Origin of the sequence: Pseudomonas sp. NMS19W (genome assembly GCF_051554255.1) — a bacterium.
GTDB classification, from domain to species: Bacteria; Pseudomonadota; Gammaproteobacteria; order Pseudomonadales; family Pseudomonadaceae; genus Aquipseudomonas; species Aquipseudomonas kribbensis.
In genome coordinates, this window is sequence record NZ_CP136718.1 from 3119998 (window position 1) to 3146672 (window position 26675).

Genomic DNA, 26675 nt, shown 5'->3' on the forward strand with positions numbered 1-26675 from the left:
GAGTGAACAGATGCCACGCCCTCCAGAATGCCTGATAAGGGATCAGTAGGCAGCGATTAGCAGGCGGTCGCAGGGGTTGCGAGCATGATGCATCAAGAGCCTGCTCGCTTTTTCTGCCACAAGTCCACGAGTAAATGGCTATACCTATCCTTGATGGCGATATTCCAATTGCGCGAGCGGCCTTCTAGCCACTCCAGGTACCCCAAATTCTGTCCGAGTTCACTGTGCATACCCCACCAGAGTCGCTCAAGATTATCGTTTCGTGCCTGAAAGTTTTCTCCCTGCTGCCATCGTCGGACGCAGTGAGGCACGCCTATAAACATACCCAGTAGTCCAAACATCGCCATGCGGACGTCGGAAGGGTGTTCTTTGACATCAAAACACAAGCATGCCTCCGGTCCTGCGGATGGCGATAGTCGTACACTTAACGAACATTCCCCTTTTATGTCGAGTAGCCGTGCGATATAGGACTTTTCGTGATAGGGGTAACTGCGTTTTTTTCCAATAATCGCGATTAGGTCAGACATAAATATTTCAAAATCAGCCAAAGGGACTACGGACTGAGCTCCAGGTATGTGCACCTTCCCTTTCTTCAGGGCTGATATGTACCATTGCTGGAAGTAGTAGGCCATCAGACTAAGCTTTTTGAATGTTCTAGAGCCAATCGCGTTGTGTTTGCGAACGGAAAGTAAAGCCTGCTTAGCGATTGGTAAGAATTGAGGAGTGGGCCCAAAGTATTGGTCTAGTGCATTAGCAATTCCTTGAGACGGCTTGGCGCTGCCGACGTCCCTTATTAAATTGCCATGCACAGGGCAAACATTGAACCAGCTGTAAGCCCACATGCTCCTGCTCGTCGGTCGCCGGTAGGTGGAAAAATCTTCAAGCAAGCACATCTCACACATGTCCACCCGCAAATCAGGGGGCTGTTTTAACCACGATCCATAATCCAAGAATAGGTAATCGAAGAGCAGAGAATTGACACCCAATATTTTCGATAATTCTCTGCGTAACTTTGGCGAGATACTGTGGTCTGCATCAGCTGCCCCCCATTTCTTAATTGCATCCGCTGCATCATCAAAAGGTGAAGAGTTTTTTGAGTATTGCCCCCTAGTAATCCAACCTGAGATTGACTCGCTTGCAAGCGGCTTGATTAGCCCGGAGCAGCTTTGATTAGACCTCATCATCGAAGGACTCGAAATAAGGGGGATCTCCGCTGCTTTCTCAAGGCACTTCATATCAATGCTTTCTTTACCATCCAATATTGCCCAGACTGCGCCCCGTGTAATGCGTTTGACAATGGCGTCGGTGATCCCGCCCGTTTCCTTGATAAGGTACTTTGCTTTACTTGCTCCCCAGAGTTCGGACGGTTTCTTCAGGGGCAAAAAGCTTTCATAAGCTGCGAGAAAAGATCGAAAATTTTCATTTTCACTCCAGCGCGGCAACTTATAACTCTGAAAGCGTCGAGCTAACTGATCGTCACTGCTGATCGAGTGATGGGCGTCATCTGTTCCGAATGCAGCGATGGACAGTGACAAAGGCGGGCTGCTAAGCGCCCGGAAAAAGGCAAGATTCTTCCGTTGTTCGACCCTGTTCGCATTGAGGAGATTGTGAATTTCATCAATCAACACCATCCTGACTCTTCTGATCTCGAAAGCCCGGGTGAAGGATGTTGGGAAAACGCCACCGCGCATCCGACCAATGGAAACCCCTAGAGCTTTCTCGATCGACTCTTCAAATCCAGACAAAGTAGGATCTGGAGGTACCGTAAAAGAGATATATCCACGCGGGTCTTCCGAGCGTTTCAGTGCGGTCTCTAAGTCCGATTCTATGCGTGAGAACAAACTCGTTTTGCCCATTCCAGGGTCACCAGATATCAGCACGCACTGCGCTTGGATTTTAGGCGGCATTCCATAAACTGCGCGAACGGCTCCTCTGACGGTTTTTACCTCGGGATAGTTGACCCAACAATCGCTGTAAATGAGGCTAACCCGCTTATCGTCGCTCCACGCCACCGCCTGGCGACGAGAGGATGAAATGTGATCGAATGAAACCCCAGATTTCATGGTACAGGCTCCTAGGATATCTCAGTCTTCAATATCGAATGCGGTGGGTTTACGGGCGTAGTCCACACTTATCGGTGTGCCTTGTACAACGGACTCCCGGTTCAGTGGGTGACCTAGGTCTTCTTTGCGGTTTATTTTTCGCTCATTCATTTTCCTAGCTTGCTTTGTAAGCGAGACCGCGCGCCCGACTAGTTCATCATTTCTTTTAATAAGGGCAAATGTTTCAGCCGCTGTTACCCGACGATCGCTCACGGCCGCAAGCTGTTTTCGAGCGTGCTGGAATTCCGCCAGGGAAACATTTGGAAATCTGAGGTCGGAATAAGTTAGCTCTATATAATGACTTTCGCCTTCTGGTAAAACCCAAATTTTTCTTATAGCTTCAGGATCGTACCGTACTTGGCAGCGAGTCTTTATATCGAATCTTTTAAGCGCTGCAGAATAGTATTCGATATTGTTCAGCTTGATGCCGGAGCGAGAAATGTACCGCCTTTTAATGGGCATGAAGTCGATAAGCAACCTGCGTCTATCTTCAATAATTTTGGGATAATGCAGCACCCCATCATCTGTTCTGTAATGACGCTCCCATTGGAGCAATGGCGAGCAGCCGATAGCCGAGTGTTTTCTTTTGTGATATATTTCGAGTTCCCTGATGAACCATTCGCGGAACTCAGGAAATGAAAGGGCGGCATTTTTTTCGCTATTATAATCTCCCCGTTCCTTCACAGAAGACATCGTTGCACCAGGTAGTAAGTGAACCCTTCTCATGAAGGTTCCAATCAGCCTTTCAATATGCGCACCATTATGGGGAACGCCTTTGGGCCTGTAGGTCAGGTCTATGCCGTACCAGCGGCAACTGTTCTTTAAATTACTTGATTTGAATTCTTTCGCGTTGTCAACGTGAATTCTTTTTGGCACTCCATAAAATGGATATTCGGCCCCGTCCAACTCATATGCTTTGAGCCACTGATTCTTCGGCAAAATAGTATGCGCGACACATAGAGCCACCGACATTGAAGACGGATGACTCAAAGATAAGTGAACGCCAACAACTGCGCGGGTGTACACATCGATTGCCAAGGTTGCCCAAGGACGCCCTAGAGGTTCACGGGTCTCTCTATCAACAATAATGCAATCTACAAGGGCATGATCGATCTGTATCAATTCATATGGAGCTGCTGGGAGAATCTTTCCGCCCCGCACCGATAGTTCTTGGTCTGCCGCTTTTTTTCCTAGAGTATTTGTCAATAACTCTCGAGGAGACCTTTCTTTGATTCTATTGGATACGGTGCCGAGACTAGGTATGGGAAGATTTCGAGCCATACACTGCTCTTTAATTTTTTCATGTATGGATTCGACCGTAACTCCCGTGCCTTTGTAGTGCTCATCTATAGCGACCTGAATAACATCCTCCACAACGCCACTTATCTGCTTGGCACCCGTGGTACGCCCCCTTCTCTTTTGTATCAAGCTAACGAAACCCTTATCCGAATCCATTAAAGCAATCAGACGGTAAACCTGGGATACGCTCACATTTAAAGTTTTTGCTGCATTTTCCAGATCGATTTTTGGAAGAGGCTTTTGTGATAAAAACGGCAAAAGCGTAGTATAACGAAGATCCGCAAGCCTCATTTCATCTTCACTAAACGCATCGATTGTCGGTTTGGTTGCAGGTTTCTTTGATGGGTCTGATACCGACTCTGAGCGTTTAAGCTCGAACTCGAAATCAATATCTCCTGGCGAGATAGTTACGACCTCGTGCGTGACTAAATCCCGCGCCTTAATTTTGCTTGATGTCAAGAGCTCCAATATTTCAAGCTTTCTCTCGCCTGCAAACACTAAAGCACCGCGCCTTACGCTGACCCCATCCATTCGTACGACCTATGCGAAAGTGCGAAACACATTTTAACGTGCAAAAATTTCCTTTAAACCTAGTTAAATATGCGAAAAAATCAAACTTTGAGTGGAAACGTTTTCTTGCTCTATAAAAATACTATAAATTTCAATGACTTAGATTCTTTGCAAATTTTCAAAATCTCGACAAGCACACCCGATTTCAATCTCCAACATCTCTCTCCAAGGCACCATGCGCTTGATGCCAGGTGATCACACGATCCATTTCAAATGTACGGCTCTCAATCCTCGTCACGCGTCAGCTTTTCAATCAGCGCTCGATGCTGCGGATACTCCGCCGTGAGTTTCCGCCGATTCCCCATTTCCATATCCGCAAAATCAAATCCTGGCGAAACCGCTTCGCTGATCAAGCCAAATCCGTTCTCGCCATTCAGCAGTCTGGAGGCTTTCCAGATTCCGCCCGGTACGTGCAGCTGTAGATGTTGTCCTGCCAGAATGTCGCTGCCCATCACCAGCGTCTGCAGCGAGCCGTCGGCATGAATCAGGCTGTACTCGATGGCATCGCCCAGATGGAAATAATGCAGGATGTCCGACTGGTTGAAATGAAACTGGCCGACCGGTGAATCTTCGGTCAACAGGTAGTAAATCGACGTCATCAAATAACGTGGACCGCCCGTTGTTTCGAGCATATCCCGGTGGTCGGCCTGATAGGTTCTGCGAAAGAATCCGCCTTCGACGTGAGGTTCAAGGTCCAGTGATGCGATCAGGTTTGACGCAGTAATCGAGCGTGGATTCATGACCTGCTCCAACGATTTTCAATACAGCCTGTAATAACTCGACTAAACGGTCATTTAGTGTAGTTAACCTATTAATAGCCTCACATTCGAAGACATTCGCTGCACTTCTACTTTTGACTTACCAAACCGCAATATGCGAATCCGCCCTCGGCTCAGTCCCGCCACACAACACGCCACTGACCGGATCACGAAGAATGATCTGCCCCCGGCCGTAATCCGTCAGATCACAGGCGATCTGCACCTCATGCCCCCGGCGCATCAAGGCATTGGCCAGATCCCTCGAAGCTCCCTGCTCGATCCCCACCTTCATCCCCCCAACCATTGCCAGCGCGGAGCGTCCAGCGCCGACTGCGGGTTCAGCCCGAAATCCACCAGATTCATGACCATCTGCACATGCCCCTGAGGCTGCATGTACCCACCCATCACACCAAACGGTCCAAGTGCCTTTCCGTCCTTGGTCAGGAACCCCGGAATAATCGTATGAAACGTCTTCTTGCCCGGCGCCAGGCGGTTGGCATGTTCCGGATCAAGGCTGAATTCCTGCCCTCGGTTCTGCAGGGCAATGCCACTGTCGGGCAGCACCACACCCGAACCAAAGCCGTGGTAATTGCTCTGGATGAACGACACCATGTTGCCTTGCCCATCGGCCGTCGCCAGATACACGGTACCGCTGGAGTGAGGATCGCCAGGCTTGGGTGGCTGGGCTTTATCGCCAATCTGCCCGCGACGCCGTGCACTGTAGTCATCACTCAACAGATCGGCCACCGCCACGCGCATGTGCAGTGGATCGGTGATGTAGTGCAAACCATCGCTGTAGGCCAGTTTCATGGCCTCCAGCTGACGATGCCAAGTCTGTTGGCTGTCACGATGATCAAAGTCGAAACCTTCAAGAATCTTCAGCGCCATCAACGCAACCAGACCCTGGCCGCTTGGCGGGATTTCCCAGACATCCACACCGCGATAGTTGACGTGGATCGGCTCCACCCACTGTGCACGGTAATGTTCCAGATCCGTGGCTCGCAGGTATCCGCCAGTCACCCGCGAATGAGCATCCAGCCGTTGGGCCAATGCGCCACGATACAAACTCTCGCAGCGGCTCTGCGCCAACTCTTCAAGCGTCCGCGCTTGTGCCGGATTGCGAAACAGCTCCCCTGCCCCCGGCGCCCTGCCCTCAATCAGAAAGGTGTCGAACCACGCGTCCAGCACCTCGTCGCGATGGGGACTGAATTCGTCCAAAGCAATCTGCCACTGATGGGCAACCACTGGCGACAGCGGAAAACCATCCCGCGCCAGGCTGATCGCCGGTTGCAGCAAGTCAGCGAACGGCAACACGCCAAAACGTTGAGAAAGCTCAGCCCACGCCGATGGACAGCCGGGCACCGTCACCGGCGTCCAGCCATACAGCGGCATTTGTTCATGACCGACCGCCTTGACCGTTTCGATGCTCAAAGCTGCCGGCGCATGGCCGTTGGCATTGAGTCCATGCAACTGATCCTTGAACCAGACCAGAGCAAAAGCATCACCGCCAAGACCGCAACCCGTAGGCTCGACCACGGTCAGCGCCGCAGCCGTGGCGATGGCAGCGTCGATCGCATTGCCACCCTTTTGCATCATCTCGATACCGGCCTGAGCGGCCAGCGGCTGGGACGCCGCCACCATTCCTCGACGGGCAAACACGCTTTGGCGTTGCGACGGATACGGATACTCGTGAGCAGAAAAATTCAGCATGGCAAAGACTCTTCAAAACAAGGATTCATTGGCCGGACTTGATCCGGTTCCATTCGCGGGTCATCAGGCGCTGGATGTTTTCCGGCAGATCGGCGGAGACAAAGGTGTGACTGATCACCTCATCGCCCGGGTAAATCCCCGGGTTGCCGCTGACCTTGGGGTCCATCAACGGCGTGGCGTCCTTGTTCGGGTTCGCATACCCGACATAGTCACTGACCGACGCAATCACCTCGGGTCGCAGCAGATAGTTGATCACCGCATGAGCGTTGGCCACGTTGCCGGCATCCTTGGGGATCGCCAGCATGTCGAACCACAGGTTCACGCCTTCCTTGGGAATGACGTAGCGGATATCGATGTTTTTCCCGGCCTCGCGAGCCCGGGTCTGGGCCTGCATCACGTCGCCGGAGTAACCGATCGCCACACAGATATCGCCATTGGCCAGGTCCGCGGTGTACTTCGATGAGTTGAAGTAGGTCACCGACGGCCGCAAGGTCATCAGCAGTTTCGACGCCTGCTTGTAGTCGTCCGGCTTGACGCTGTTGGGGTCCAGCCCGAGATAAAGCATGGCTTGAGGAATGATCTTTACCGGCGCATCGAGAAAGGCCACGCCGCAGCTTTTAAGCCTGGAAAGGTTCTGCGGATCGAACACCATGGCCCAGGAATCCAGCGGCACGTCCTTGCCCAGCACCGCGCGAACCTTCTCCTCGTTGTAGCCGATGCCCACGGTGCCCCACATATAAGGCACGGCATAACGATTGCCCGGGTCGGCCGCTTCCAGACGCTGCATCAAGCGCGGGTCGAGGTGCTTCCAGTTATCCAGCAACTCTCGCTGCAGCGGCTGATAGGCACCGGCCCGGATCTGCTTGGACAGAAACTGGCTGGAAGGCACCACCACGTCATACCCCGAGTGCCCGGAAAGCAGCTTGGCCTCGAGCATTTCATTGGTGTCGAAGATGTCGTACTGCACCTTGATGGCGCTGTCTTTTTCGAAGTTCTTCAGGGTGTCAGGGCCGATGTAGTCGGACCAGTTGTAGACCTTCACCACCGGGTCGGCAGCCTGAGTAAAGGGCACCACCGCAGCGCAGCACAGGGCCGCAAACACGCTCGATAAACGCATCGTCAATATCCTTGTGGGTCTCACAGCACGCGGCTGAGAAAGACTTGGGTACGGGGATGAGTGGGGTGACTGAAAATCTGTTCCGGCGGTCCCTGCTCGATCAGTTCACCCTGGTCGAGTACCACCACACGGTTGGCGACCTCACGGGCAAAACCCATTTCATGGGTGACCACCACCATCGTCATGCCCTCCTCCGCCAGTTCCTTCATCACCTGCAGAACCTCACCGACGGTTTCCGGGTCCAGGGCACTGGTGGGTTCGTCGAACAGCATCGCCTGGGGTTTCATGGCCAGGGCCCGGGCAATCGCCACCCGCTGCTGTTGGCCACCGGAAAGCATCGACGGGTAATGGTTGGCCTTCTCGGCCAATCCGACACGCTTGAGCAGTGCCCGCGCCTGTTCCTCCGCCGCTTTGCGCGGCACACCCAACACCTGAATCGGTGCTTCGATGATGTTTTCCAGCGCGGTCATGTGCGGGAACAGGTTGAAGCGCTGGAACACCATGCCGATGTCCCGCCGCTGACGGGCGATGTTGCGCTCGAATCCCGCACCAGGCTGCCATCGGCCTTGGTGCGATAGCCCATGGACTGGCCGTTGACGCGGATCTGCCCGGACTGAATGTCTTCCAGCAAATTGATGCAGCGGATAAACGTGGTTTTGCCCGACCCCGAGGCGCCGATCAGCACCACCACTTCACCGCGCCGGACTTGCAGGGAAATGCCCTTGAGAATTTCGAGGTTGCCGAACGACTTGTGAATGTTCATCGCTTCGATGATCAGTTCGTCACTGTGATGCGCCATGCTTAACGTCCCCTCAGCAGTTTCAGCGTGCTGCGACCGAACATCCGGCTGGATGCCGGCGGCGACGAAGGTCGGTCCGACTGGCCGAAACGTGTCTCCAGCCAGCGCTGGAAGAAGCCCCAAAGCGTGGTGAGCAACAGGAAATAGATCGCCACCACGAGGTACAACTCGAACACGCGGAAAGTCGCCGAAGTCACCATCTGTGTGCTGAGCAGCAGCTCCTGCACACCGATCACACTGACCAGCGTGGTGTTTTTAAGCATCACGTTGAACTCGTTGCCCAGCGGCGGCACGATGACCCGAAACGCCTGCGGCAAGACAATCCGCCGCATCAGTTTGGCGAAGGTCATGCCCAGGGAACGCCCGGCCTCATATTGCCCCTTGTCGACGGCACCGATACCGGCACGAATGATCTCGGCCATGTACGCGCCTTCGTTCAGGCCCAGTGCGATGATCGCAGCCTGGATATTGCCGGGGACCACCAGACCGAACAGCTCAATGTCTTCGAAGCGGAAAATCCCGCCCGCCGCCAGCGCCGTGTAGAGAAAGACGATCTGCACCAGCAAGGGCGTCCCGCGCATCAACCACACATAAAAGCGCACCGGCAGATGCAGCAACGGGCTCTTCGATAAACGCAGCAACGCCGCCGCCAATCCCAAAACACAACCCAATAACATGGCCAGCACACTGATCAGGCACGTCAGCCAGAGCCCGGTGAGGTAGACCCCGCTGGGCTGCAACAGGTACTGCCAGAACACATCCCAATTGAAATTCATCAACGCCTACCTCAATCAAGGGTGTCGCTGGAGACGTGCCATTTACTCAGGAGCTGGTTGTAGCTGCCATCGCTGCGCATGTCGGTGACCACTTGCTGCACGGCGGCGCTCAATTGCGGATCGTCCTTGCGAATGCCCAGGCCGGTGAGGATCCGGCTGAAGGCTGGAACGCCCTCCTCGAACAGATCCGGGGCCATGGCGGCGTAATATCCAGCGGTTTCCACCGTGGTGCCGTAAGCGTCGACCTGACTGATGCGCAGCGCCTGGAATGCATCGGTGTCGGTGTTGTAGACCACCAGTTTCATCGGTGGCTTGCCGGCCTTGGTCAAGTTTTCATTCTCGGTGTCGAGCAAGGTCTTGATGGTCGAACCATTGAGCACCGCGATCTTGTGCCCGCTGAGATCGGGCAGCGTCTTGAGCCCCTTCGGATTGCCCTTGGGCACTACCACCGCCTGGCTGGAATACATGTAGTTGACGATGTCGATCACCTCGCGGCGCTCGGGCTTGTCGAACAACTGGTCGACGATCATGTCGCACTGCTTGGCCAGCAAGGCCGGCAGCAATCCGGAGAACGGGATCACCCGCCACTCGACTTTCTTGTCCCCCAGACGTTTGGCGACTTCCAGGCCCAGATCCACGGTCAGGCCCTTGGGCTTTTGCGCTTCATCGAAGGAAACCAGAGGCGGCGAATCCATGCCCGAGCAATAGGTGAGTTTGTCGACCTTGAGCAAGCGTTCCGGCACGGTGGGTGCGGCAACCGCCCACTGCGTAAAGAGCCCTAGGGAAATTGCAGCCAACAACAGGCGAGACGTATGCATGACCAGACACTCCAGTTCGGTTAGTAACAGGGCAGTACTCAAAGTCAAAACATCGGCGGGTTCGTTGCCCGCTCTGTGGTTATCGTTCCGATTGCAGAAACTTGATCAGTTCGGGGACCGTGCCTTCGATGTGCTCGCGCACCACCGCTTCAGCCTTGACCGCATCACCGGCGCGAATCGCATCAAGGATCACCACGTGTTCCTCGCGTGCACTCAACGGCTTTTCACCGTGTTGTAGCCAAAGGCGCATGGGAGCTTCGATCAGCGAGTAAAGCGCGCTGATCTGTTTCACCAGACGCGGTCGTCCGCTGAGGCTGCACAGGTATTCATGGAACTTGCGATGACGGCTAACCCAGGCCGCACTCTCGTCGCGGTAGTCATCCATTTCATCGAGCAGTCGTTCCAGGGCCGTCAACTGACGCTCGCCGATCTTCGGCACGGCGACTCGAATCGCCAGCCCTTCCAGCGCGCTGCGCATCTCGAAGACCTCGTGCATTTCCTCGACATCCAGACCGCTGACAATCGCACCGCGATTGGGCCTTAGCGTCACCAGCCCCTGTGCATCGAGACGTCGAAAGGCTTCACGCACAGGCATCCGGCTCATGCCGATTTCGCCGGCGATGTCCTCGGCGATCAACCGGTCACCCTTGCGGTAACGGCCGCCGCAGATGCCTTCCAGAAGAAAGTTGTAGGCCTCCTCCTCGGCGGTCATCGGTTGGCGCTGATCGTAGGCGGGAGCGAATTGCATGGCGGCACCTTTTGTCTTTTTGTATCCAATTATCCACGGATACATAAAAGCAGAATGCGTGCCAAAACCTGCTGCACAGCGCTAAGCGTTTGATTCGAATGAATTAAGGAGAAAATTCGCCGTGCACAACCATCACAATTGCCGGCACAAAGATCGGGATTTGCTACCTATTGGCTCATTGCGAGCCCGGAAAAGGTGCAGAACGGTAGCTGAGTAACACCCATGGAAAACGGCAGCACACTCGCCTGCCATAACAGCAGACGAGTGCCAGGAATCGAATCTCAGCTGCCATACACCTTCGCAGCCGGCACCGCCCGGTTCAGCAGTTGCGCGACCGCCCCGCCGACTTCACCCACGGCCCAACGGCCCCGCCTGTCCAGTTCCGGCCCGCGACGCCAGCCATCGGCAATTGACAGCTTGCCGCCTTCCACTTCAAACATCTGCCCGTTCACCTCTGCGGATTCCTGCGAGCCGAGCCACACCACCAACGGCGCGACGTTCTCCGGTGCAAAGTAGTCGAAGCCCTCTTCCGGTTTTTTCATGACGTCGGCAAACACCTCTTCGGTCATGCCGGTACGCGCCGCCGGGGCCAGGGCGTTGACGGTAATCCCATAGCGCCCCAGTTCCGCGGCTTGCACCAGTGTCAGCGCAGCGATGCCGGCCTTGGCTGCGGCGTAGTTGGACTGACCGATTGAGCCCTGCAAACCCGCTCCGGAGCTGGTGTTGATGATCCGCCCGCTCACGGTCTGGCCAGCCTTTACCTGCTCACGCCAGTAACGCGCAGCGTGGCTGGAAATGCAGAAATGCCCTTTGAGGTGCACCGCCATCACCGCATCCCAGTCGGATTCGCTCAGGCTGGTGAACATGCGATCACGGCAGATGCCGGCGTTGTTGACCACCACGTCCAGCCCGCCAAAGGTCTCGATCGCCTGGCGCACAATCAACGCCGCATCGTCATAACGGGTGATGTCGTTGCTGTTGGCCACCGCCATACCGCCCTGGGACTCGATGGCATCCACCACCGCCAGTGCGGCCTCACGGTTGATGTCGTTGACCAGCACTTTCGCGCCCTCGGCGGCGAACGCCAGCGCATACGCCCTCCCCAGCCCTCCCCCGGCGCCGGTAATGATCACGACGCGGTTTTTACAGATCTGCATGGTGCTGCTCCCTTCAAAACTTCATTCACAAACGTTCGATGATGGTCACGTTGGCCTGCCCGCCGCCTTCGCACATGGTCTGCAAACCGAAGCGGCCACCGCTGCGCTCCAGTTCATGCAGCAGGCTGCACATCAAGCGCGTGCCGGTGGCGCCCAACGGGTGGCCGAGGGCGATCGCGCCGCCGTTGACGTTGGTCTGTTCGTGGGGATAGCCGGTTTCTTTCAGCCAGGCCATGGCGACGGAGGCAAAGGCTTCGTTGATCTCCACCCGATCAATGTCTTCGAGCTTCATGCCGGCGCGCTTCAATGCATAAGCCGTGGCCGGAATCGGCGCCGTCAGCATCCAGATCGGGTCTTCGGCGCGCACGCTGAGGTGGTGGATTCGCGCACGCGGCGTCAGTCCATAGCGTTTGAGCGCCGCTTCGGAAACGATCAGCATCGCGCTCGCCGCATCGCAGGTCTGACTGGACACCGCCGCCGTCACCCGGTCGCAGCCAAACAGAAAATCCAGTTCGGCCATTTTCGCCAGGCTGGTCTGACGCGGCGTTTCATCGTGAACCACGTCTGCCAGCGGCACGATTTCCCGCAGGAACCGTCCTTCCTCAATGGCGCGCAATGCCCGTTGATGGGACTCCAGCGAATACGCTTCCAGTTGCTCGCGAGACAATCCCCACTTCTCGGCAATTATCTGCGCCGAACGAAACTGCGTCGGCGGTTGCGCACCGTAGCGCCGTACCCAACCTTCGGAGCCGCTGAACGGATCACTGAAGCCCAAAGGCTCGGCCGCGATCATGGCGGAGGAAATCGGGATCTGCGTCATGGTCTGCACGCCGCCGGCGATGACCACATCCTGGGTGCCACTCATCACCGCTTGCGCGGCAAAGTGCACCGCTTGCTGGGACGAGCCGCACTGGCGATCAATCGTGGTGCCAGGCACGGATTGCGACAGTCCGGCAGCCAGCCAACTGGTGCGCGCAATGTCTCCGGCCAGCGGGCCGATCGTATCGACGCAGCCAAAGATCACGTCGTCGTAATCCTCATCGGGAATGCCGTTGCGTTCGACCAGCGCGCGCAAGACGTGAGCGCCCAGATCGGCCGCGTGAATATGGCTCAAACCACCCTTGCGCCGCCCGGTAGGCGTGCGCAGGGCGTCGACAATATAAGCTTCAGGCATGATTTTTCTCGGTAAGTGTTGCCGTCAGAACGTCTGACCGGCACCCAGTGCGCAACGTCCGTCGAACAAGGCTGTACGGATGCGCTCTTTGTGAGCGCCACGATCCCCCCAGACCTTGTCCAGCGCCCAGGCACGCTTCATGAACAGATGTAGATCGACTTCCCACGTGTAGCCCATGGCGCCGTGGGCCTGAATGGTGTTTTTCGCCGCCAGCATCGCGGCCTCGGAGGTCGCCAGTTTGGCGTGGGACACCAGCACCGAGCGGTTCGGCAACTGCTCGGCGACGGAACAGGCCGCGCGATACAGCGGCCCCTTGGCGAACTCGATCTGCACCGCGACATTCGCCATCAAATGCTTGACGGCCTGAAACGACCCCACCGGTTTGCCGAACTGTTTGCGCTCGAAGGTGTAGTCCACCGCAAGATCGACCATGCGTTTGGCCAGCCCCAGCATCTGCGCAGCACTGCCCAGCGCGCCACGATCAACCGCCTCCGCCCACAGTCGCTGCCCCTGTTCGCCGGAGGCCACGCAGGTCGCCGGCGACGGAGTCCAGGAGACCTGGAACAACTGCCGAGCCGGATCAACCGACACGTTGCGGGTCAACTGCACCGCACCCGGTTCCACCGCATGCACCTCATCGCCATGGGCCAGCAACAGCAAATCGGCGACATGGGCATCGCTGACCAGCGGATTACCCGGTTCGGCAACCGCCAGTCGAGCGCTGCCTTCCGCGATGCGCCCGAGCCAGTCCTGCTTGAGTGCCCCGTGGCGCTCATCAAGTCCGGCGAGCAGCGGCACGCCCACCAGCATCGTTTCCACCAACGGCTCGGGCAATCCTGCATACCCGCATTCCTGAGCGAGCAGCACGAAGTCCAGTTCGTTCATGCCCATTCCGCCAAACGCTTCGGGAACGGTGAGTGCAGTCAGCCCCAGTTCGACCAATTGCCCCCATAGTTCATCGCTGCGCCCGCTGTCGGTCTGCCAGAGTTCGCGAATACGTTCCGGCGTCACCTCGTTGATCAGAAAATGCCTGACGTTGTCCTGGAACAGCAGTTGGTCGCGGCTGAAATTAAAGTCCATGGTCTCTTCCTCAAGCACGCGGCATGCCGAGCATGCGTTCGGCAATGATGTTGCGCTGGATCTCGTTGGTGCCGGCGTAGATCGGCCCGGCCTGGGCAAACAGAAAACCTTCCAGCCAGTGGCCGACATCGCCCGCCGCCGGGGCTTCGGGCAGCAGCTCGCCACGCAGGCCGAGGATGCTCATGGCGGTGTCGTGCATGCGCTGATCGAGTTCCGACCAGAAGATTTTGTTGGTCGAGGATTCCGGCCCGATCTTGCCGCCCTGCACCAGTTGCGAGGCGGTGCGGTAGGTGTTGAGGGTGTAGGCCTCGGCGTCCAGCCAGGCGCGCATTACCGCCTCACCAATCGCCGGGTCACGGTCGGCCTGCTCGCGATTGGCCTGATACAACTGCACCAGACGCCGCGCCGTTTCCTGGAAGCGTGCAGGCGAACGCAGCAGCAAGCCGCGCTCGAAACCGGCGGTGGACATCGCCACATGCCAGCCCATGCCCTCGCCACCCAAGGCGTTTTCCACCGGCACCTTGACGTCGTCGAAGAAGATTTCGGCGAAGCCCGGCAAACCGTTGAGCTGAGGAATCGGCCGTACCGTAATCCCCGGCGTATCCAGCGGCAGAAGAATGAACGTCAGGCCATGATGACGCTGCGAGTTCGGATCGGTGCGGAAGATCCCGAACACCCAGTCGGCCCATACGGCGCGGGTAGACCAGGTCTTCTGGCCGTTGATGACGTAGTGGTCGCCGACCCGTTCGGCCCGAGAACGGATCGCCGCCATGTCGGAACCCGCTCCCGGCTCGGACCAGGCCTGGGCCCAGATGTCTTCCCCGGTGGCCATGCGCGGCAGAAAGCGCGCTTTCTGGGCTTCGCTGCCGTATTCCATCAACGTCGGGCCGAGCAGGAAAATGCCGTTCTGATTGACCCGCGCAGGCGCCTCGGCGTGGTAGTACTCCTCCTCGAAAATCAGCCACTCGATCAAGTCGCAACCGCGCCCGCCCAGCTCCACCGGCCAGGTCACCATGCCCCAGCGCCCGTCGTTGAGGCGGTTTTCCCAAGCCCGGTGTTGAGCAAAACCTTGTTCGGTGTCGAATGATTGCAGCGGCTCGCGCGGCACGTTGGCCGTCAGCCACGCGCGCGCTTCGGCGCGGAAGGCCTGTTGGGCCGGGGTATAAGTCAGATCCATGTGCGCACCTTCAGCCGTTGAACCGGGCATCACGTTTCTCGATAAACGAGTCCCGTGCTTCCTGTGAATCCAGTGAGCGATAGGCTTCAAGCGTGAAGCCCTGCTCCCAGCGATACTTGTCTTCCAGATTGCCGTCCTCGATGCCGTTCAGTGCTTCTTTGGCGAGGCTGATCATGGCCGGGCTCTTGGCGGCGATGGTGCGGGCGATCTGCAATGCCGTTTCACGCAAGTCTTCGCGCTTGACCACACGTTCCACCGCCCCGAGGCGCCAGGCTTCGGTCGCGTTGATCGGCTCGCCGGTGAAATACATGTGCCGGACCTTCTGCACCGGAAACAGCCGCTGCAAATGCGCGCCACCGCCCATGGCGCCACGGTCAACTTCCGGAACGCCAAAAGTGGCGCACTCGGAGGCCACGACAATGTCGGCGGCGCCGCAAAGTCCGATGCCACCGCCGAGCACAAAACCGTGCACCGCCACGATTACCGGTTTCGGGTTGCGGTGAATGGCCTTGAAGCTGTCGTAGTTGCCCTTGTTGACCGCCACGATCAGGTTGCCGTCGGCGGCCAGTTCCTTGATGTCGACCCCGGCGCAGAAGCCGCGACCTTCGGCGCGGATCACGATGACCCGCACCCGGTTGTCGGTGCCCAGGCCTTCGATTTCACGGGCGATATCGGCCCAGGTCCGGCAATTGAAGGCGTTGACCGGCGGCTGGTTGAACACCAGCTCGGCAATGCCGTTATCGATACTGACGCTGAATGGCTGCATATTTTTTCCTTTCACGACACGCGACGGCAGAGTTCGTCCAGACGCAATTCCGCGTCACGAACGATCTGCTCGATCAATTGGGCACAGCTCGGCAGGCTGTCGATGGAGGCCGCGACCTGCCCCGAAGGCAACACACCTTCGGCCGGCAGCCCGTCGACCATGGCTTTCTGAATGACCATCGGCGCGTTGGCGGCCATGATGCTTTGCGCGGCAGTCAGGTCTCCGTTGCTGCGCATTTTCAGAGCGCTGGAAAGCAACTGAGTCAAACTCATGCCGCTGTGGCGGCGGTAAGCAAGACCGCTGCGCACCGCCAGCACCCAGCGTTTGAACACGCCGCTGGTTTCCAGTCGGTCGAGCAGTTCGTTGCGGATCATCCGTTGCGGCATGCCGTCGATGGCTCGGCTGACGATGATCGCCGCCGGGTCCTTGATTGCCAGATAACGCGCCAGGGTCTGCGCCGGCACCGGGCTTTCGGCACACATCAGAAACCGCGTGCCCATGGCGATACCTTCGGCGCCGTAGGCCAGGGCCGACACCAGTCCCCTGCCGTCCTTGAAGCCACCGGCCGCCACCACCGGAACCGACACCGCATTGACCACTTGATCGAGCAGCAACGACGTCGGCACCGAACCGGTATGCCCCCCGCCCTCGCCGCCCTGTACGGTCACGGCATCGGCGCCCATTTCCACGGCTTTCTGCGCGTGTTTCAGCGCGCCGACCGTGGGAATGCACACCACACCGGCATTCTTCAGGCGCTGGATCATCTGCTTACCGGGAGAACGGCTATAGCTGACCGCCCGCACCTTGTGGCGCAGCACCAACTCGACAATCTCGTCGGCGTTGGGCTGGTACATATGGAAGTTGACCCCGAATGGCTGATCCGTCAGGCGTCGGGTTTCAAGGATCGCCGCCTCCATGTGCTGCGGCTCGATGGTCGCGCCGGCGAGAAAACCGAAGGCGCCGGCGTTGCTCGTGGCGGCGACCAGTTTCGGGTCAGCTACCCAGCCCATGGCGGTCTGGATGATCGGATAACGACAGCCGAGCAACTCGGTCAGCCGGGTATTCAACGAGATCGCCATATTCACGCCCCACCTGTGGAGCGTTGCGAGCTGGCCATGGCCTTGGCGTCGTAGCCGCCGAGCCGGTCGCCGGACACCAGTTCATTGTGGGCATGGGCGAAATGGTGCAGGCCGAAGACCATGTCCATGGTCGCGCGCTTGCCCATCAGGTCCTCGGCGTTGTTCACCGCCTGTTTGCTCAATTGCAGGCCCAGGCGTGGCATCTGGGCGATGCGCCCGGCGATGTCGAGGGTTTCCTGTTCGAGGGACTCGCGAGCCACCACCCGATTGAGCATGCCCATCTGGTAGGCGCGCGCCGCCGGCATGCGTTCGCCGAGGAACAGAAATTCCTTGGCGATACGCGGATTGAGTTCATGCACATGGGCGAAATACTCGACCCCGGGAATGCCCATGCGCACCACCGGATCGGCGAAGTACGCATCCTCGCTCGCCACAATCAGGTCGCAGACCCACGCCAGCATCAACCCGCCGGCAATGCACGCGCCCTGGACCATGGCGATGGTCGGCTTGGGCATGTCGCGCCAGCGCCGGCACATGCCCAGATAGACTTCCTGCTCCCGGGCGTAGAGAAACTCGCCACCGGGTTTGTTGGTGTGGTCGTACCAGAGGCTCGCGCGGTCGAACGTCTTGTGAACGTCCCGCCCCGGCGTACCGATGTCATGCCCGGCGGAAAAGTGCTTGCCGGCCCCGCGCAGCACGATGACTTTCACCTCGTCGTCATCGCAGGCACGGCGAAACGCCGCGTCCAGCGCGTAGGTCATCTGCGAGTTCTGGGCATTGTGGTACTCGGGGCGATTCATGGTGACCAGCGCCACCTCCCCGCGTACCTCGTAGAGCACCACGTCGGCGGCATTATTATCGTTATGTTCAGCCATCACTTTTCTCCGAAACGGTGCGACTCAGCGCTGGCCCGGCGGGTTGTCTTTGAGCTGGCTGGCGCGCAGGTTGTGCGGGTCCAGACGCTCGATCAGTTGCAGCTGCGCGGCGGTGGGTGCCGCTGTCGTCGGGCAATCCTGCGGCACATGCAGCTCGAACCCGGTGTTGTCCTGCACCTGCTCCACGGTCACGCCGGGGTGCAGCGAACGAATCCGCACTTGTCGTTGCGGGCCGAGAAAGTCCATCACGCACAGGTCGGTGACGATCAGGCGGATATCAATCTCGTCCAGCGACCAGCCCCGGGCCAGACGCGCCGGGTTGTAGCCGACCGAGGCGACCATATCGACCTCGCCTTCGACGAACACCCGACGGTTGTGGCTGGGCACGCAGAAGGAGTTGGCATGGCTGATCGAGTTGCCGGGAAAACCACGCACGCCGAGCATTTGTGCCTTGGGTTTGGCGTAATCACCGATGCAGGAAATGTTCGCCTGGCCGAAGCGGTCGATTTGCGTCGGGCCCACCAGAGCGTGGCGCTTGCCGCTCCAGACGTTGTCGAAAATCCGCGAGAAGCCCATCCAGCTGTCGCGCTTTGGCTCGTAGCCGTTGCGTGCACCCAGTGGCACCGGCTCGGCGACCATGTAGGCTTCGGAATCAGTCATCAGCAGCTGCGGATTGCTGGTCAGCATGCTCAATGAAGCGGCCAGTCGCGGAATCACCCCGATCCCGGTGGCGAGCACCTCGCCGTCATCGCGCCAGGCTTCGGAAGCGGCGCAGATCATCAGCTCGGCGAGGCTGTAAGTCGTTGCAGAAGTCGTCATGTCTCAGGCTCGCTTAGTAGACCGGCAAAGGAAGCTTGCGGATGGCGTTCAGGCCGCCGACCTTGTCCAGGTACTGTTCGTGGGTGCAGTCGACATAGTCGCGGACGTAGTCCTGCCAACCCTCGCCAGCCTGGGCCGACGCGTTGTAGGCCTTGAAGTGCGCGACATCGAAGCCGTACAGCGGCGCGCAGGAAGACGGGTGCGCACTGCCTGGCACGTGGGCCACGGCAGTGGTCAGATTGCGTTCCCAGAACACCTGATGCGCCCGCGCCGGATCGGCATGGAAGTAGTCGCTGTCGACCAGCTCGTCGCAGGTCACGTAGCTGTGGGTCGCGGCCCGGACGAGCAAGTCGTCCATGTAGTGGTCGGGACCGCTGATCTGGCACACGCCACGCGCATCGGCGCGGTCGACGTGAATCAGCGCCGCATCGAGCTTGAGTGCCGGCATGGCGACCCATTGCTTGTTGTCGGCATAAGGCGAGTCGATCAACTTGATTTGCGGATTGTGCTTCAGCACATCGGTGCCCAACCCCACGGCAGTCGGAATGAACGGCACCTTCATCGCAGCGGCACGCAGGCCGAGCAGGAGCATGCCTTCATCGATTTCCATCACTTGCAGTGCCGCGTCCTGCCGCGCCTTGCGGAAGTACGGTTCCAGTGGAATGAAATCCAGTGACACGAAGGCAAACACCAGTTTGCGGATCTTGCCGGCCGCGCAGAGCATGCCGACGTCCGCGCCGCCATAGGCGACCACGGTCAGGTCCTTAAGGTCGGAACGCAGAATCTCCCGCACCAGTGCCATGGGCTTGCGTCGCGGACCCCAGCCACCAATGCCGATGGTCATGCCGTCACGCAGCTGGCCGACCATTTCGGCCGTGGTCATTCGCTTGTCCATCGTCGTATTCCTCATTGGCGACCGACACTGAAGTCATGGCCCCAGTGGCTGACCACGGTGCTTTCGAACGGGGTGTGCTGGTCCCAGTCGACCACCAGGCCATCGCAGCCGTACTCCAGGTCAAACCCGGACGGGGTCTTGATGTAGAACGAGATCATCTGGTCATTGGTGTGCTGGCCAAGAGTGGCGGACATTTTCACGCCGTTGGCCTGTACCCGGTCGAGGGCCCGGCCGACTTCATCCAGGGCGTTGACCTCGACCATCATGTGCACGCAACCGTAAGGCATCGGGCATTCGAAAATCGCCAGCGAATGGTGGCGGCCGTTATTGCAATGCAGGAAGTGAATGCGTTTTTGCGGCTCGGCCGGGTCCGGTGTGAAGCGGACTTTCATCAGGTCCGAGAGGCCGAAACCGAGCACCTGTTCGTAGAAATCCCGGCAACGGTCGAAGCTCGGCGCCGGCAGCACCACATGGCCCATGCCCAGTTCATTGGTGACGAAGCCCTTCACGCCGACCGGTGAAACGAAGCGCGCGAAGTCCTGCAACGGGCCCCAGAACAGTTCGTGGCGGTTGCCGTCCGGATCGCTGAAGTGCACCAGTTCCTGGACTTTGCGGTCCCGGGCCTGAGCCTCGGTGCCACGGGTAACTTGCACATCGGCGCGTTCCAGCTCGATGACGGCCTGCTCCAGCGCCGCTTTACCCGACACTTCCCAACCGCAGGCGCCGAAGCCGTTCTCGGTGCTTTTCTCCACCAGAATCCGGTGGTGGCGCTCGTCCATTTTCAGGTACAGGCGCTCATCGTCATCGCTGCCGGCCACCATCATGCCGAGCACCTGACTTGCGTACTGCCGCCACTGCGCCAGATCGCTGGATAACAGGGTGACGTAACCCAGACCACGGATATCCATGGATGCACTCCTCGTTGTTCTCAGGCCGAGCCGCCCGACGGCGATTGCCGGGGAGACTGTATTGAGGCCTATTCAAACGGGTTCGCCGGGGGGAAACATCGTCCAATGGGACTAGCGCACATGCGCAACGAAGGCATAAAAAAACGGGCCTTGGGGACCCGTTGGAAATGGGGGCCGGATTCCGTTCCAGCCCTTAAAAGCGCCCCTCACCCTAGCCCTCTCCCGGGGGGAGAGGGGACCGATTGGGGGATGTTGAAGAGGTACATCGACCTGAAGTGTTTTACTGAATCCATAATCGACACGGTTTTCCAGGTCGATGTATGACGCAAGACAGCACGGTCGGCCCCCTCTCCCTCCGGGAGAGGGCTGGGGTGAGGGCTGGCCGTCCGATACAAATCAATTTCAACCCTTACGAAAATGCGGAATCACCTTCTCCCCAATATTCTTCAACGTCTCCAACTGCGCCCACTGCGGCACCGTACCCATCTGGCAGATAAACAGAATCTCGTCGGCGCCCGCATCGATCAACCGCTGCACATAGCCAATGCAATCCTCAACAGTGCCGTAAGCATGGTTCGGGTTCATCATCGCCATGGTCGGGTCGGAGAAATCGACGCTGACCTCTTCCGAGGCAAACCGCGACTTGATCACGCTCTGCCCGTTGCCATCGACAAAGGTGTCGTCCTTCCACTTTTCCGGGTCCGGACGCTCGCCGCCGCCGTACCAGTAACCCAGCGACTCCATGAAATAACGCTGGCCACGGATGCCGATACGCCGCGCTTCTTCGTTGTTTTCCAGCACGATTGCCGGGCACAACGCCGCGATATGACGGTTGGGACGGAAGCCCACCTGATGTTTCACGTCCCGGTTGTCCCAGGCCTGGTGATAGACCTCGACCTTCTTGGCGATTTCTTCCGGGCCGCCAAAACCCAGCACCAGTGCGCCCATGCCGCGACTGCCGGCCTTGTTCAGCGATTCGGTGTTGGTGCAGGCCAGGTACATCGGCGGGTGCGGATCCTGATAAGGCTTGGGGTGGATCGGCCGTTTCGGGATCTGCACAAAATCGCCCTGATGCTCGATCTCATCGAACACGAACATTTTCGGGATCAGGTACATCATCTCGTCGATCTGCGGCTGCAACGTCGTCAGGTCATAGCCGAAGGTGCCGGCCTCCTGCTGGGTGCCGCCCTTGCCGACGCCAAAATGCACCCGGCCCTTGGACAGCAGGTCGAGGGTGGCGATGCGTTCGGCGACTTTCACCGGGTGGTTCATCGCCGGCGGCAGGCAGACCACGCCGTGGCCGATGCCGATGCGCTCGGTCTTGCCGGCGACGAACGCCAACATGGTTTCCGGCGCAGACATGTGCGAGTAGTTGCTCAGTGCGGTGTGCTCCACGCACCAGAACGTATCGAAGCCCAGTTTGTCGGCCAGCACGGCCTGCTCGACGGTGTCTTCGAAAATCTTGCGATCGCCTTCACGGCTGGAATCCACCGTCTGGGCTTCGTAAATCAGGGAAAATTTCATGGTTGATCCTTGTACTTGTTGGATGCGCAACCGGCGCGGGTGAGCGACGCCTTGGCGCTCATGCTCAGGGAAAGCCCGGGCGCCGGAATCCTGCAAACGGACTAGCCGATTCAGCGCAGTGCGGTCAGAGGAAAAAGTCGTTGCTGTCCTGGCCCATGCTCACGGCGCCGAGGTTCCAGGCGTACTTCGCCGGGCTGTTGGCGACATGGGCGCGACCGGTGTGAATGTCGCGGAACGCGCGGTTGATCGGGTGGCTGCGGAAAATCGTCGAGGCGCCGCTGTTGAACATCAGCTCGCCCACCGCTTTCGCGCATTTGTCGGCCACCAATGCCGAGTCGTAACGCATCTTCACTCGCTCGGGCATGCTCAGCGGCTCGGCTTTTTGCGCCCGCTCCAGCATCAAGGCGAAGTTGCGATAGAGCACGGTCTTGCATTCGTCGACACAGACCATGGCGTTGGCCAGCGCCGATTGCGCCGCCGGGTCCTGGACCATCTTGCGTCCATCGTTGACCCCGACCCGCGCACGGTTGTGTTCGATAAACTGATCCACCGCGCCTTGCAGCGCACCGATGGCTGCCGACGACACGGCTCGCACGAAAATCTGCCCGAACGGCAGGCGAAACAGCGGCGCGGTGTTCACCGCATTTCCGGGGCTGTTCTGCATGAAACCGTCGAACGCGCGATGGGTGCGGTATTCGGGAACGAAGGCGTTCTCCACCCGGATGTCGTGAGAACCGGTGGCTTCCAGCCCCATGACGTTCCAGTTATCGACGATTTGATAGTCACTGCGCGGCACCAGGAACGTCCGGTAATCCGGCGCGCCTCCGGCCTCCTCCGCCGGGACCAGAGCCCCGAGAAACGCCCATTCGCAATGCTTGCTGCCGGACGAGAACCCCCAGCGCCCACTGAGTTTGAAACCGCCCTCCACCCGTTCGACCTTGCCCACCGGCATATAGGAAGAAGAAATCAGCACGCTGGAGTCATTGCCCCAGACATCCTGCGCCGCACGGTCGTCAAACAGCGCCATCTGCCAGTTATGAATCGCCACGACGCCAAGCACCCAGGCCGAAGACATGCAGCCTTCGGCGAGGGTCATCTGCACTTCGAAGAAATCCTTGGGTTCCAGTTCATAGCCTTCCCAGCGTGACGGTTGCAGGATGCGAAAGAACCCCGCGTCCTGAAAATCCTTCAGGGTCTGTTCCGGCAACTGGCCGGCGTGCGCAGCGTCGAGGGCGCGCTCACGCAGAATCGGTACCAGCTCGCGGGCACGCTGGCTCAGACGCTGGCGAATCAGGTCTTGGTTGAGCATTTTTATTGTTCTCCATTGTTCACCCCGTCCGCCGGGGCGCGCGTGCAGCGAGGCACGTGCCGCACTTGCGGTGTCTGCCTCCTGTGCGGCATTCAAACAATGTGAAAAGCGCCGGGCATCCCTCAAACGGACCATGTCGCTGATGATCCGAGGCACGTACGCGGACTACCCAAAGGCCTAGTCCCCTCGGACGATGCTGCACGGGCACGCCAGCGCAAAAATCCATCGCACTCCAGTACAACCACAGGACGAGTGCGATGAACGACGACAATCTGAAAGCCGACATGCTCCAGGCCATGCGCCGTCTGGCCAAGTCAGTCACCATCATCAGTACCAGCAACGGCTCCGAGCGTTTCGCCATGGCCGCCACGGCGGTGGATTCCCTCAGTACCGAGCCGCCGTCGCTGCTGATCTGCGTGAACAAGACCGCCTCTTCCCACGCGGCGCTGGCCACCGGCGCGGACTTCTGCGTGAACATCCTCGGCATCGAACAACAAGGTCTGGCCCATCGCTGCAGCGGTTCGATCAAGGGCGAGGCGCGCTTCGATCAGGGCAACTGGCTGACCAGTCCCGGCGGCATTCCGTATCTGAGTGACGCCCAGTCAGCGATCCTCTGCCGTCAGGACGGCCACTTCAGCTATGGCACCCACACCGTGTTCATCGGGCGCATCCTGCAAATCCACACCAGCGACGCCATCACCCCGCTGGTCTACCTCGACGGCAGCTACACCACCACCGCCAACCCGGCCTCTGCTTTAGCTGCTGCAGGTTGAGGCCTGGCCATGGACGCTCAACAACAGTTGTCGCCATTGCGCGTGAACAGCGGCGAGCAGTTGGACTGGGACGATCGCTGCGATTTGCTGGTGGTCGGTTTTGGCGGTGCCGGTGCCTGCGCGGCGATTGAAGCGGCCAGTCGCGGCTTGTCGGTGTTGGCATTCGATCGCTTCGCCGGCGGCGGTGCCACGGCCATCAGCGGCGGCGTCGTGTATGCCGGTGGCGGCACGCCGTATCAGCGTCAGGCTGGCTACGAAGATAGCCACGACGCGATGTTCAACTACCTGCGCCAGGAAGTCGGCGAGGCCGTGAGCCCGCAGACCCTGCGCGATTTCTGTGAAGGCAGTTGCGAGCAACTGGCCTGGCTCGAACGCCAGGGTGTGGCATTCGAATCCAGCGTGCCGCCGCACAAGACGTCCTACCCGAGCGACCAGTTCTACCTTTACTACTCCGGCAACGAAGCCGTCCCGGCCTATGCCGCTGTCGCCAAACCGGCACCGCGCGGTCACCGCACCAAAGGCCCCGGCCTGTCGGGAGCAAGTCTGTTTGCCCCACTGAAAGCCAGCGCCTTGCGCCTCGGCGCACGCCTGCGCAGCCAGTGCGAAGTCCGGCGTCTGGTAATTGATGCCAATGACCGCGTGGTCGGCGTCGAAGCGTGGCAGTTGCCACCGGGAAGTCGGGCAGCGAGACAACATGCCCGCTTGTCACGCTGGGCCACGGCGATTCACATGTACGCGCCGGCAGTGGCCGATCGGTTACGCGCTCGTTTGCGGCGCATTGAACTCGCGAGTGCCGAACGCCAGTTGATTCGCGCTGACCACGCTGTGCTGCTGAGCAGCGGCGGTTTCATCTTCAACCGTGAATGGGTCCGTCAGCATGCGTCGCGCTATCTGCCCGGTCTGCCGCTGGGCACCACCGGTTGCAACGGCAGCGGCATTGCCTTGGGCCAGAGTGCCGGCGGCCGCGTGGCGCGGATGGACAAAATCAGCGCCTGGCGTTTTATCAACCCGCCGCTGGCCTGGGCCCGGGGCCTGATCGTCAATGCGCGCGGCGAGCGTTACGCCAACGAAGAAATCTACGGCGCGACCCTCGGCCATTCAATGGTGGAAGAACAGGACGGTCGCGCCATTCTGATTCTCGACCGGGCGCTGGTACGCGAAGCGCTGCGCCAGGTCGGCCCCGGCAAAGTCTGGGCCTTCCAGCGTTTGCCGGTGCTGCTCAATCTGCTGTTCAACGCCAGACGCAGCCGCAGCCTTGCGGATCTGGCCAAGCGTTGCGGATTACCGTCCGAAAACCTGCAACGCACCGTAAACACCTACAGCCGCGCCGCTCGCGGAGACATCGTCGATCCGTTCGGCAAATCGCAAGCGATGCTCGCCGACATGGACCAAGGCCCGTGGTACGCCCTCGACCTGTCCTTCGCCAGCCGCCTCTTCCCCTGCCCCGTCATCACCCTCGGCGGGCTGAAAGTCTGCGAAATCAGCGGTCAGGTGCTGAACCACGCCGACCAGCCGATTGCCGGCCTGTACAGCGCCGGGCGCAACGCGGTCGGGGTCGCTTCCAATCTGTATGTCTCGGGCCTGTCCCTGGCCGATTGCATTTATTCCGGCCGGCGCGCCGCCGCCCACATAGCCGAACAACTTGCTGCTCAAACCACACGCTCAGGAGAACAACAATGCAACGTGTAGAAGGCAAAGTCTGCATCATCACCGGCGCCGCCAGCGGCATCGGTCGCGAAGACGCCCTGCTGCTGGCCCGCGAAGGCGCCAAGGTGGTGCTGACCGATCTCAATGAAAGTGCCGGCCGTGAAGTGGCCGCGCAAATCGGCAGCAACGCGCTGTTCATCCGTCACGACATCGCCAGCGAAAGCGACTGGCAGAACGTGATCAAGACCACCCTGGAACACTTCGGCCGCCTCGACGTGCTGGTCAACAACGCCGCCATCCTGGCGTTGGGCAGCATCGAAGACACCACGCTGGAGCTGTGGCAGAAGGTGCAGAAAATCAACGGCGACGGCTACTTCCTCGGCTGCAAGTACGCGATCCAGGCGATGAAGGAAACCGGTGGCGGTTCGATCATCAACATGTCGTCGGTAGCCGCACTGGGCGCGATGCCGATGTTCTGCGCCTATTCGGCATCCAAGGGCGCGGTGGCGGCGATGACCCGCTCGATTGCCCTGCACTGCAAACAGCAGGGTTACCGCATTCGCTGCAACAGCGTGCACCCGGACGGCGTCAACACGCCGATGACCCAGGCCCTCACCGGTGGCGTGGCGATCAACCAGCAAGACCTCGATCAGGACCCGATGAACCGCATGTGCGCGCCGGCCGATATCGCCAATGTGGTGCTGTTCCTCGCCACCGACGAGTCGCGTTTCGTCAACGGTGCCGAGATCCGCGTCGACAACGCCCAATTGATCAGCGGGCTCTGAGGCCGAGGTG

At 59.2% G+C, this 26675-nt stretch carries 22 protein-coding genes and 2 pseudogenes; 3 read left to right on the forward strand and 21 right to left on the reverse strand.

Going from position 1 to position 26675, the window contains the following annotated elements; all coding sequences use genetic code 11:
• Positions 1-92: 92 nt before the first annotated feature.
• From R1A29_RS14120 to R1A29_RS14220, 21 genes and pseudogenes are all read right to left on the reverse strand, one after another.
• Complete coding sequence (locus R1A29_RS14120) at positions 93-2063, reverse strand: TniB family NTP-binding protein (protein WP_438301926.1); 1971 nt, start codon at positions 2061-2063, stop codon at positions 93-95.
• Between the two features lie 21 nt (positions 2064-2084).
• Entirely contained in the window at positions 2085-3932 is a 1848-nt protein-coding gene (locus R1A29_RS14125) for a Mu transposase C-terminal domain-containing protein (protein ID WP_438301927.1), read from the reverse strand.
• A gap of 263 nt (positions 3933-4195) precedes the next feature.
• Positions 4196-4711: a cupin domain-containing protein gene (locus tag R1A29_RS14130; protein WP_438301928.1), complete on the reverse strand. Its 516-nt coding sequence runs from the start codon at positions 4709-4711 to the stop codon at positions 4196-4198.
• Positions 4712-4829: 118 nt separating this feature from the next.
• Positions 4830-6439: pseudogene (locus R1A29_RS14135) on the reverse strand (gamma-glutamyltransferase family protein).
• A 25-nt stretch (positions 6440-6464) separates the two neighbouring features.
• Positions 6465-7556, reverse strand: coding sequence for a polyamine ABC transporter substrate-binding protein (locus R1A29_RS14140; RefSeq protein ID WP_438301929.1), 1092 nt, complete (start codon positions 7554-7556; stop codon positions 6465-6467).
• Positions 7557-7576: 20 nt separating this feature from the next.
• Positions 7577-8355, reverse strand: a pseudogene (locus R1A29_RS14145) (amino acid ABC transporter ATP-binding protein).
• Between the two features lie 2 nt (positions 8356-8357).
• Positions 8358-9131, reverse strand: a complete 774-nt coding sequence (locus R1A29_RS14150; RefSeq protein ID WP_438301930.1) for an amino acid ABC transporter permease — start codon at positions 9129-9131, stop codon at positions 8358-8360.
• Positions 9132-9142: 11 nt separating this feature from the next.
• Positions 9143-9949 carry an ABC transporter substrate-binding protein gene (locus R1A29_RS14155; RefSeq protein WP_438301931.1) on the reverse strand — a complete coding sequence of 269 codons (807 nt, stop codon included), beginning with the start codon at positions 9947-9949 and terminating at the stop codon, positions 9143-9145.
• A 79-nt stretch (positions 9950-10028) separates the two neighbouring features.
• On the reverse strand, positions 10029-10697 hold the full coding sequence (locus R1A29_RS14160) for a GntR family transcriptional regulator (protein WP_085709896.1): 669 nt from the start codon (positions 10695-10697) through the stop codon (positions 10029-10031).
• A 281-nt stretch (positions 10698-10978) separates the two neighbouring features.
• Positions 10979-11854, reverse strand: coding sequence for an SDR family oxidoreductase (locus R1A29_RS14165; RefSeq protein WP_438301932.1), 876 nt, complete (start codon positions 11852-11854; stop codon positions 10979-10981).
• Between the two features lie 25 nt (positions 11855-11879).
• Positions 11880-13028 (reverse strand): acetyl-CoA C-acetyltransferase, encoded by a 1149-nt coding sequence (locus R1A29_RS14170; RefSeq protein WP_438301933.1) that lies wholly within the window; start codon positions 13026-13028, stop codon positions 11880-11882.
• Positions 13029-13052: 24 nt separating this feature from the next.
• On the reverse strand, positions 13053-14108 hold the full coding sequence (locus R1A29_RS14175; RefSeq protein ID WP_438301934.1) for an acyl-CoA dehydrogenase family protein: 1056 nt from the start codon (positions 14106-14108) through the stop codon (positions 13053-13055).
• Between the two features lie 10 nt (positions 14109-14118).
• The gene (locus tag R1A29_RS14180; RefSeq protein ID WP_438301935.1) at positions 14119-15285 is read right to left on the reverse strand and encodes an acyl-CoA dehydrogenase family protein; all 1167 of its coding nucleotides are present in this window, start codon (positions 15283-15285) and stop codon (positions 14119-14121) included.
• Positions 15286-15295: 10 nt separating this feature from the next.
• Positions 15296-16051 carry an enoyl-CoA hydratase family protein gene (locus tag R1A29_RS14185; protein ID WP_438301936.1) on the reverse strand — a complete coding sequence of 252 codons (756 nt, stop codon included), beginning with the start codon at positions 16049-16051 and terminating at the stop codon, positions 15296-15298.
• A gap of 11 nt (positions 16052-16062) precedes the next feature.
• Complete coding sequence (locus R1A29_RS14190; RefSeq protein WP_438301937.1) at positions 16063-17130, reverse strand: NAD(P)H-dependent flavin oxidoreductase; 1068 nt, start codon at positions 17128-17130, stop codon at positions 16063-16065.
• A 2-nt stretch (positions 17131-17132) separates the two neighbouring features.
• Positions 17133-18005: an enoyl-CoA hydratase gene (locus R1A29_RS14195; protein ID WP_438301938.1), complete on the reverse strand. Its 873-nt coding sequence runs from the start codon at positions 18003-18005 to the stop codon at positions 17133-17135.
• A 24-nt stretch (positions 18006-18029) separates the two neighbouring features.
• Positions 18030-18824: a CoA-transferase subunit beta gene (locus R1A29_RS14200; RefSeq protein ID WP_438301939.1), complete on the reverse strand. Its 795-nt coding sequence runs from the start codon at positions 18822-18824 to the stop codon at positions 18030-18032.
• Between the two features lie 13 nt (positions 18825-18837).
• Positions 18838-19719: a CoA transferase subunit A gene (locus R1A29_RS14205; RefSeq protein ID WP_438301940.1), complete on the reverse strand. Its 882-nt coding sequence runs from the start codon at positions 19717-19719 to the stop codon at positions 18838-18840.
• A gap of 11 nt (positions 19720-19730) precedes the next feature.
• Positions 19731-20627 carry a VOC family protein gene (locus R1A29_RS14210; RefSeq protein WP_438301941.1) on the reverse strand — a complete coding sequence of 299 codons (897 nt, stop codon included), beginning with the start codon at positions 20625-20627 and terminating at the stop codon, positions 19731-19733.
• 402 nt (positions 20628-21029) lie between these two features.
• The gene (locus tag R1A29_RS14215) at positions 21030-22151 is read right to left on the reverse strand and encodes an LLM class flavin-dependent oxidoreductase (protein ID WP_438301942.1); all 1122 of its coding nucleotides are present in this window, start codon (positions 22149-22151) and stop codon (positions 21030-21032) included.
• 124 nt (positions 22152-22275) lie between these two features.
• Positions 22276-23460, reverse strand: a complete 1185-nt coding sequence (locus R1A29_RS14220) for a flavin-dependent monooxygenase (RefSeq protein ID WP_438301943.1) — start codon at positions 23458-23460, stop codon at positions 22276-22278.
• A gap of 257 nt (positions 23461-23717) precedes the next feature.
• On the opposite strand from R1A29_RS14220, the gene R1A29_RS14225 reads away from it, so the two are divergent.
• Genes R1A29_RS14225 through R1A29_RS14235 form a run of 3 tightly spaced genes read left to right on the forward strand, consistent with a single transcriptional unit; the run spans position 23718 to position 26665 of the window.
• Positions 23718-24233, forward strand: coding sequence for a flavin reductase family protein (locus R1A29_RS14225; protein WP_438301944.1), 516 nt, complete (start codon positions 23718-23720; stop codon positions 24231-24233).
• A 9-nt stretch (positions 24234-24242) separates the two neighbouring features.
• Positions 24243-25922: an FAD-binding protein gene (locus tag R1A29_RS14230; RefSeq protein WP_438301945.1), complete on the forward strand. Its 1680-nt coding sequence runs from the start codon at positions 24243-24245 to the stop codon at positions 25920-25922.
• On the forward strand, positions 25910-26665 hold the full coding sequence (locus tag R1A29_RS14235; RefSeq protein WP_438301946.1) for a glucose 1-dehydrogenase: 756 nt from the start codon (positions 25910-25912) through the stop codon (positions 26663-26665). The genes R1A29_RS14230 and R1A29_RS14235 overlap by 13 nt, the downstream gene beginning before the upstream one ends.
• Positions 26666-26675 lie beyond the last annotated feature (10 nt).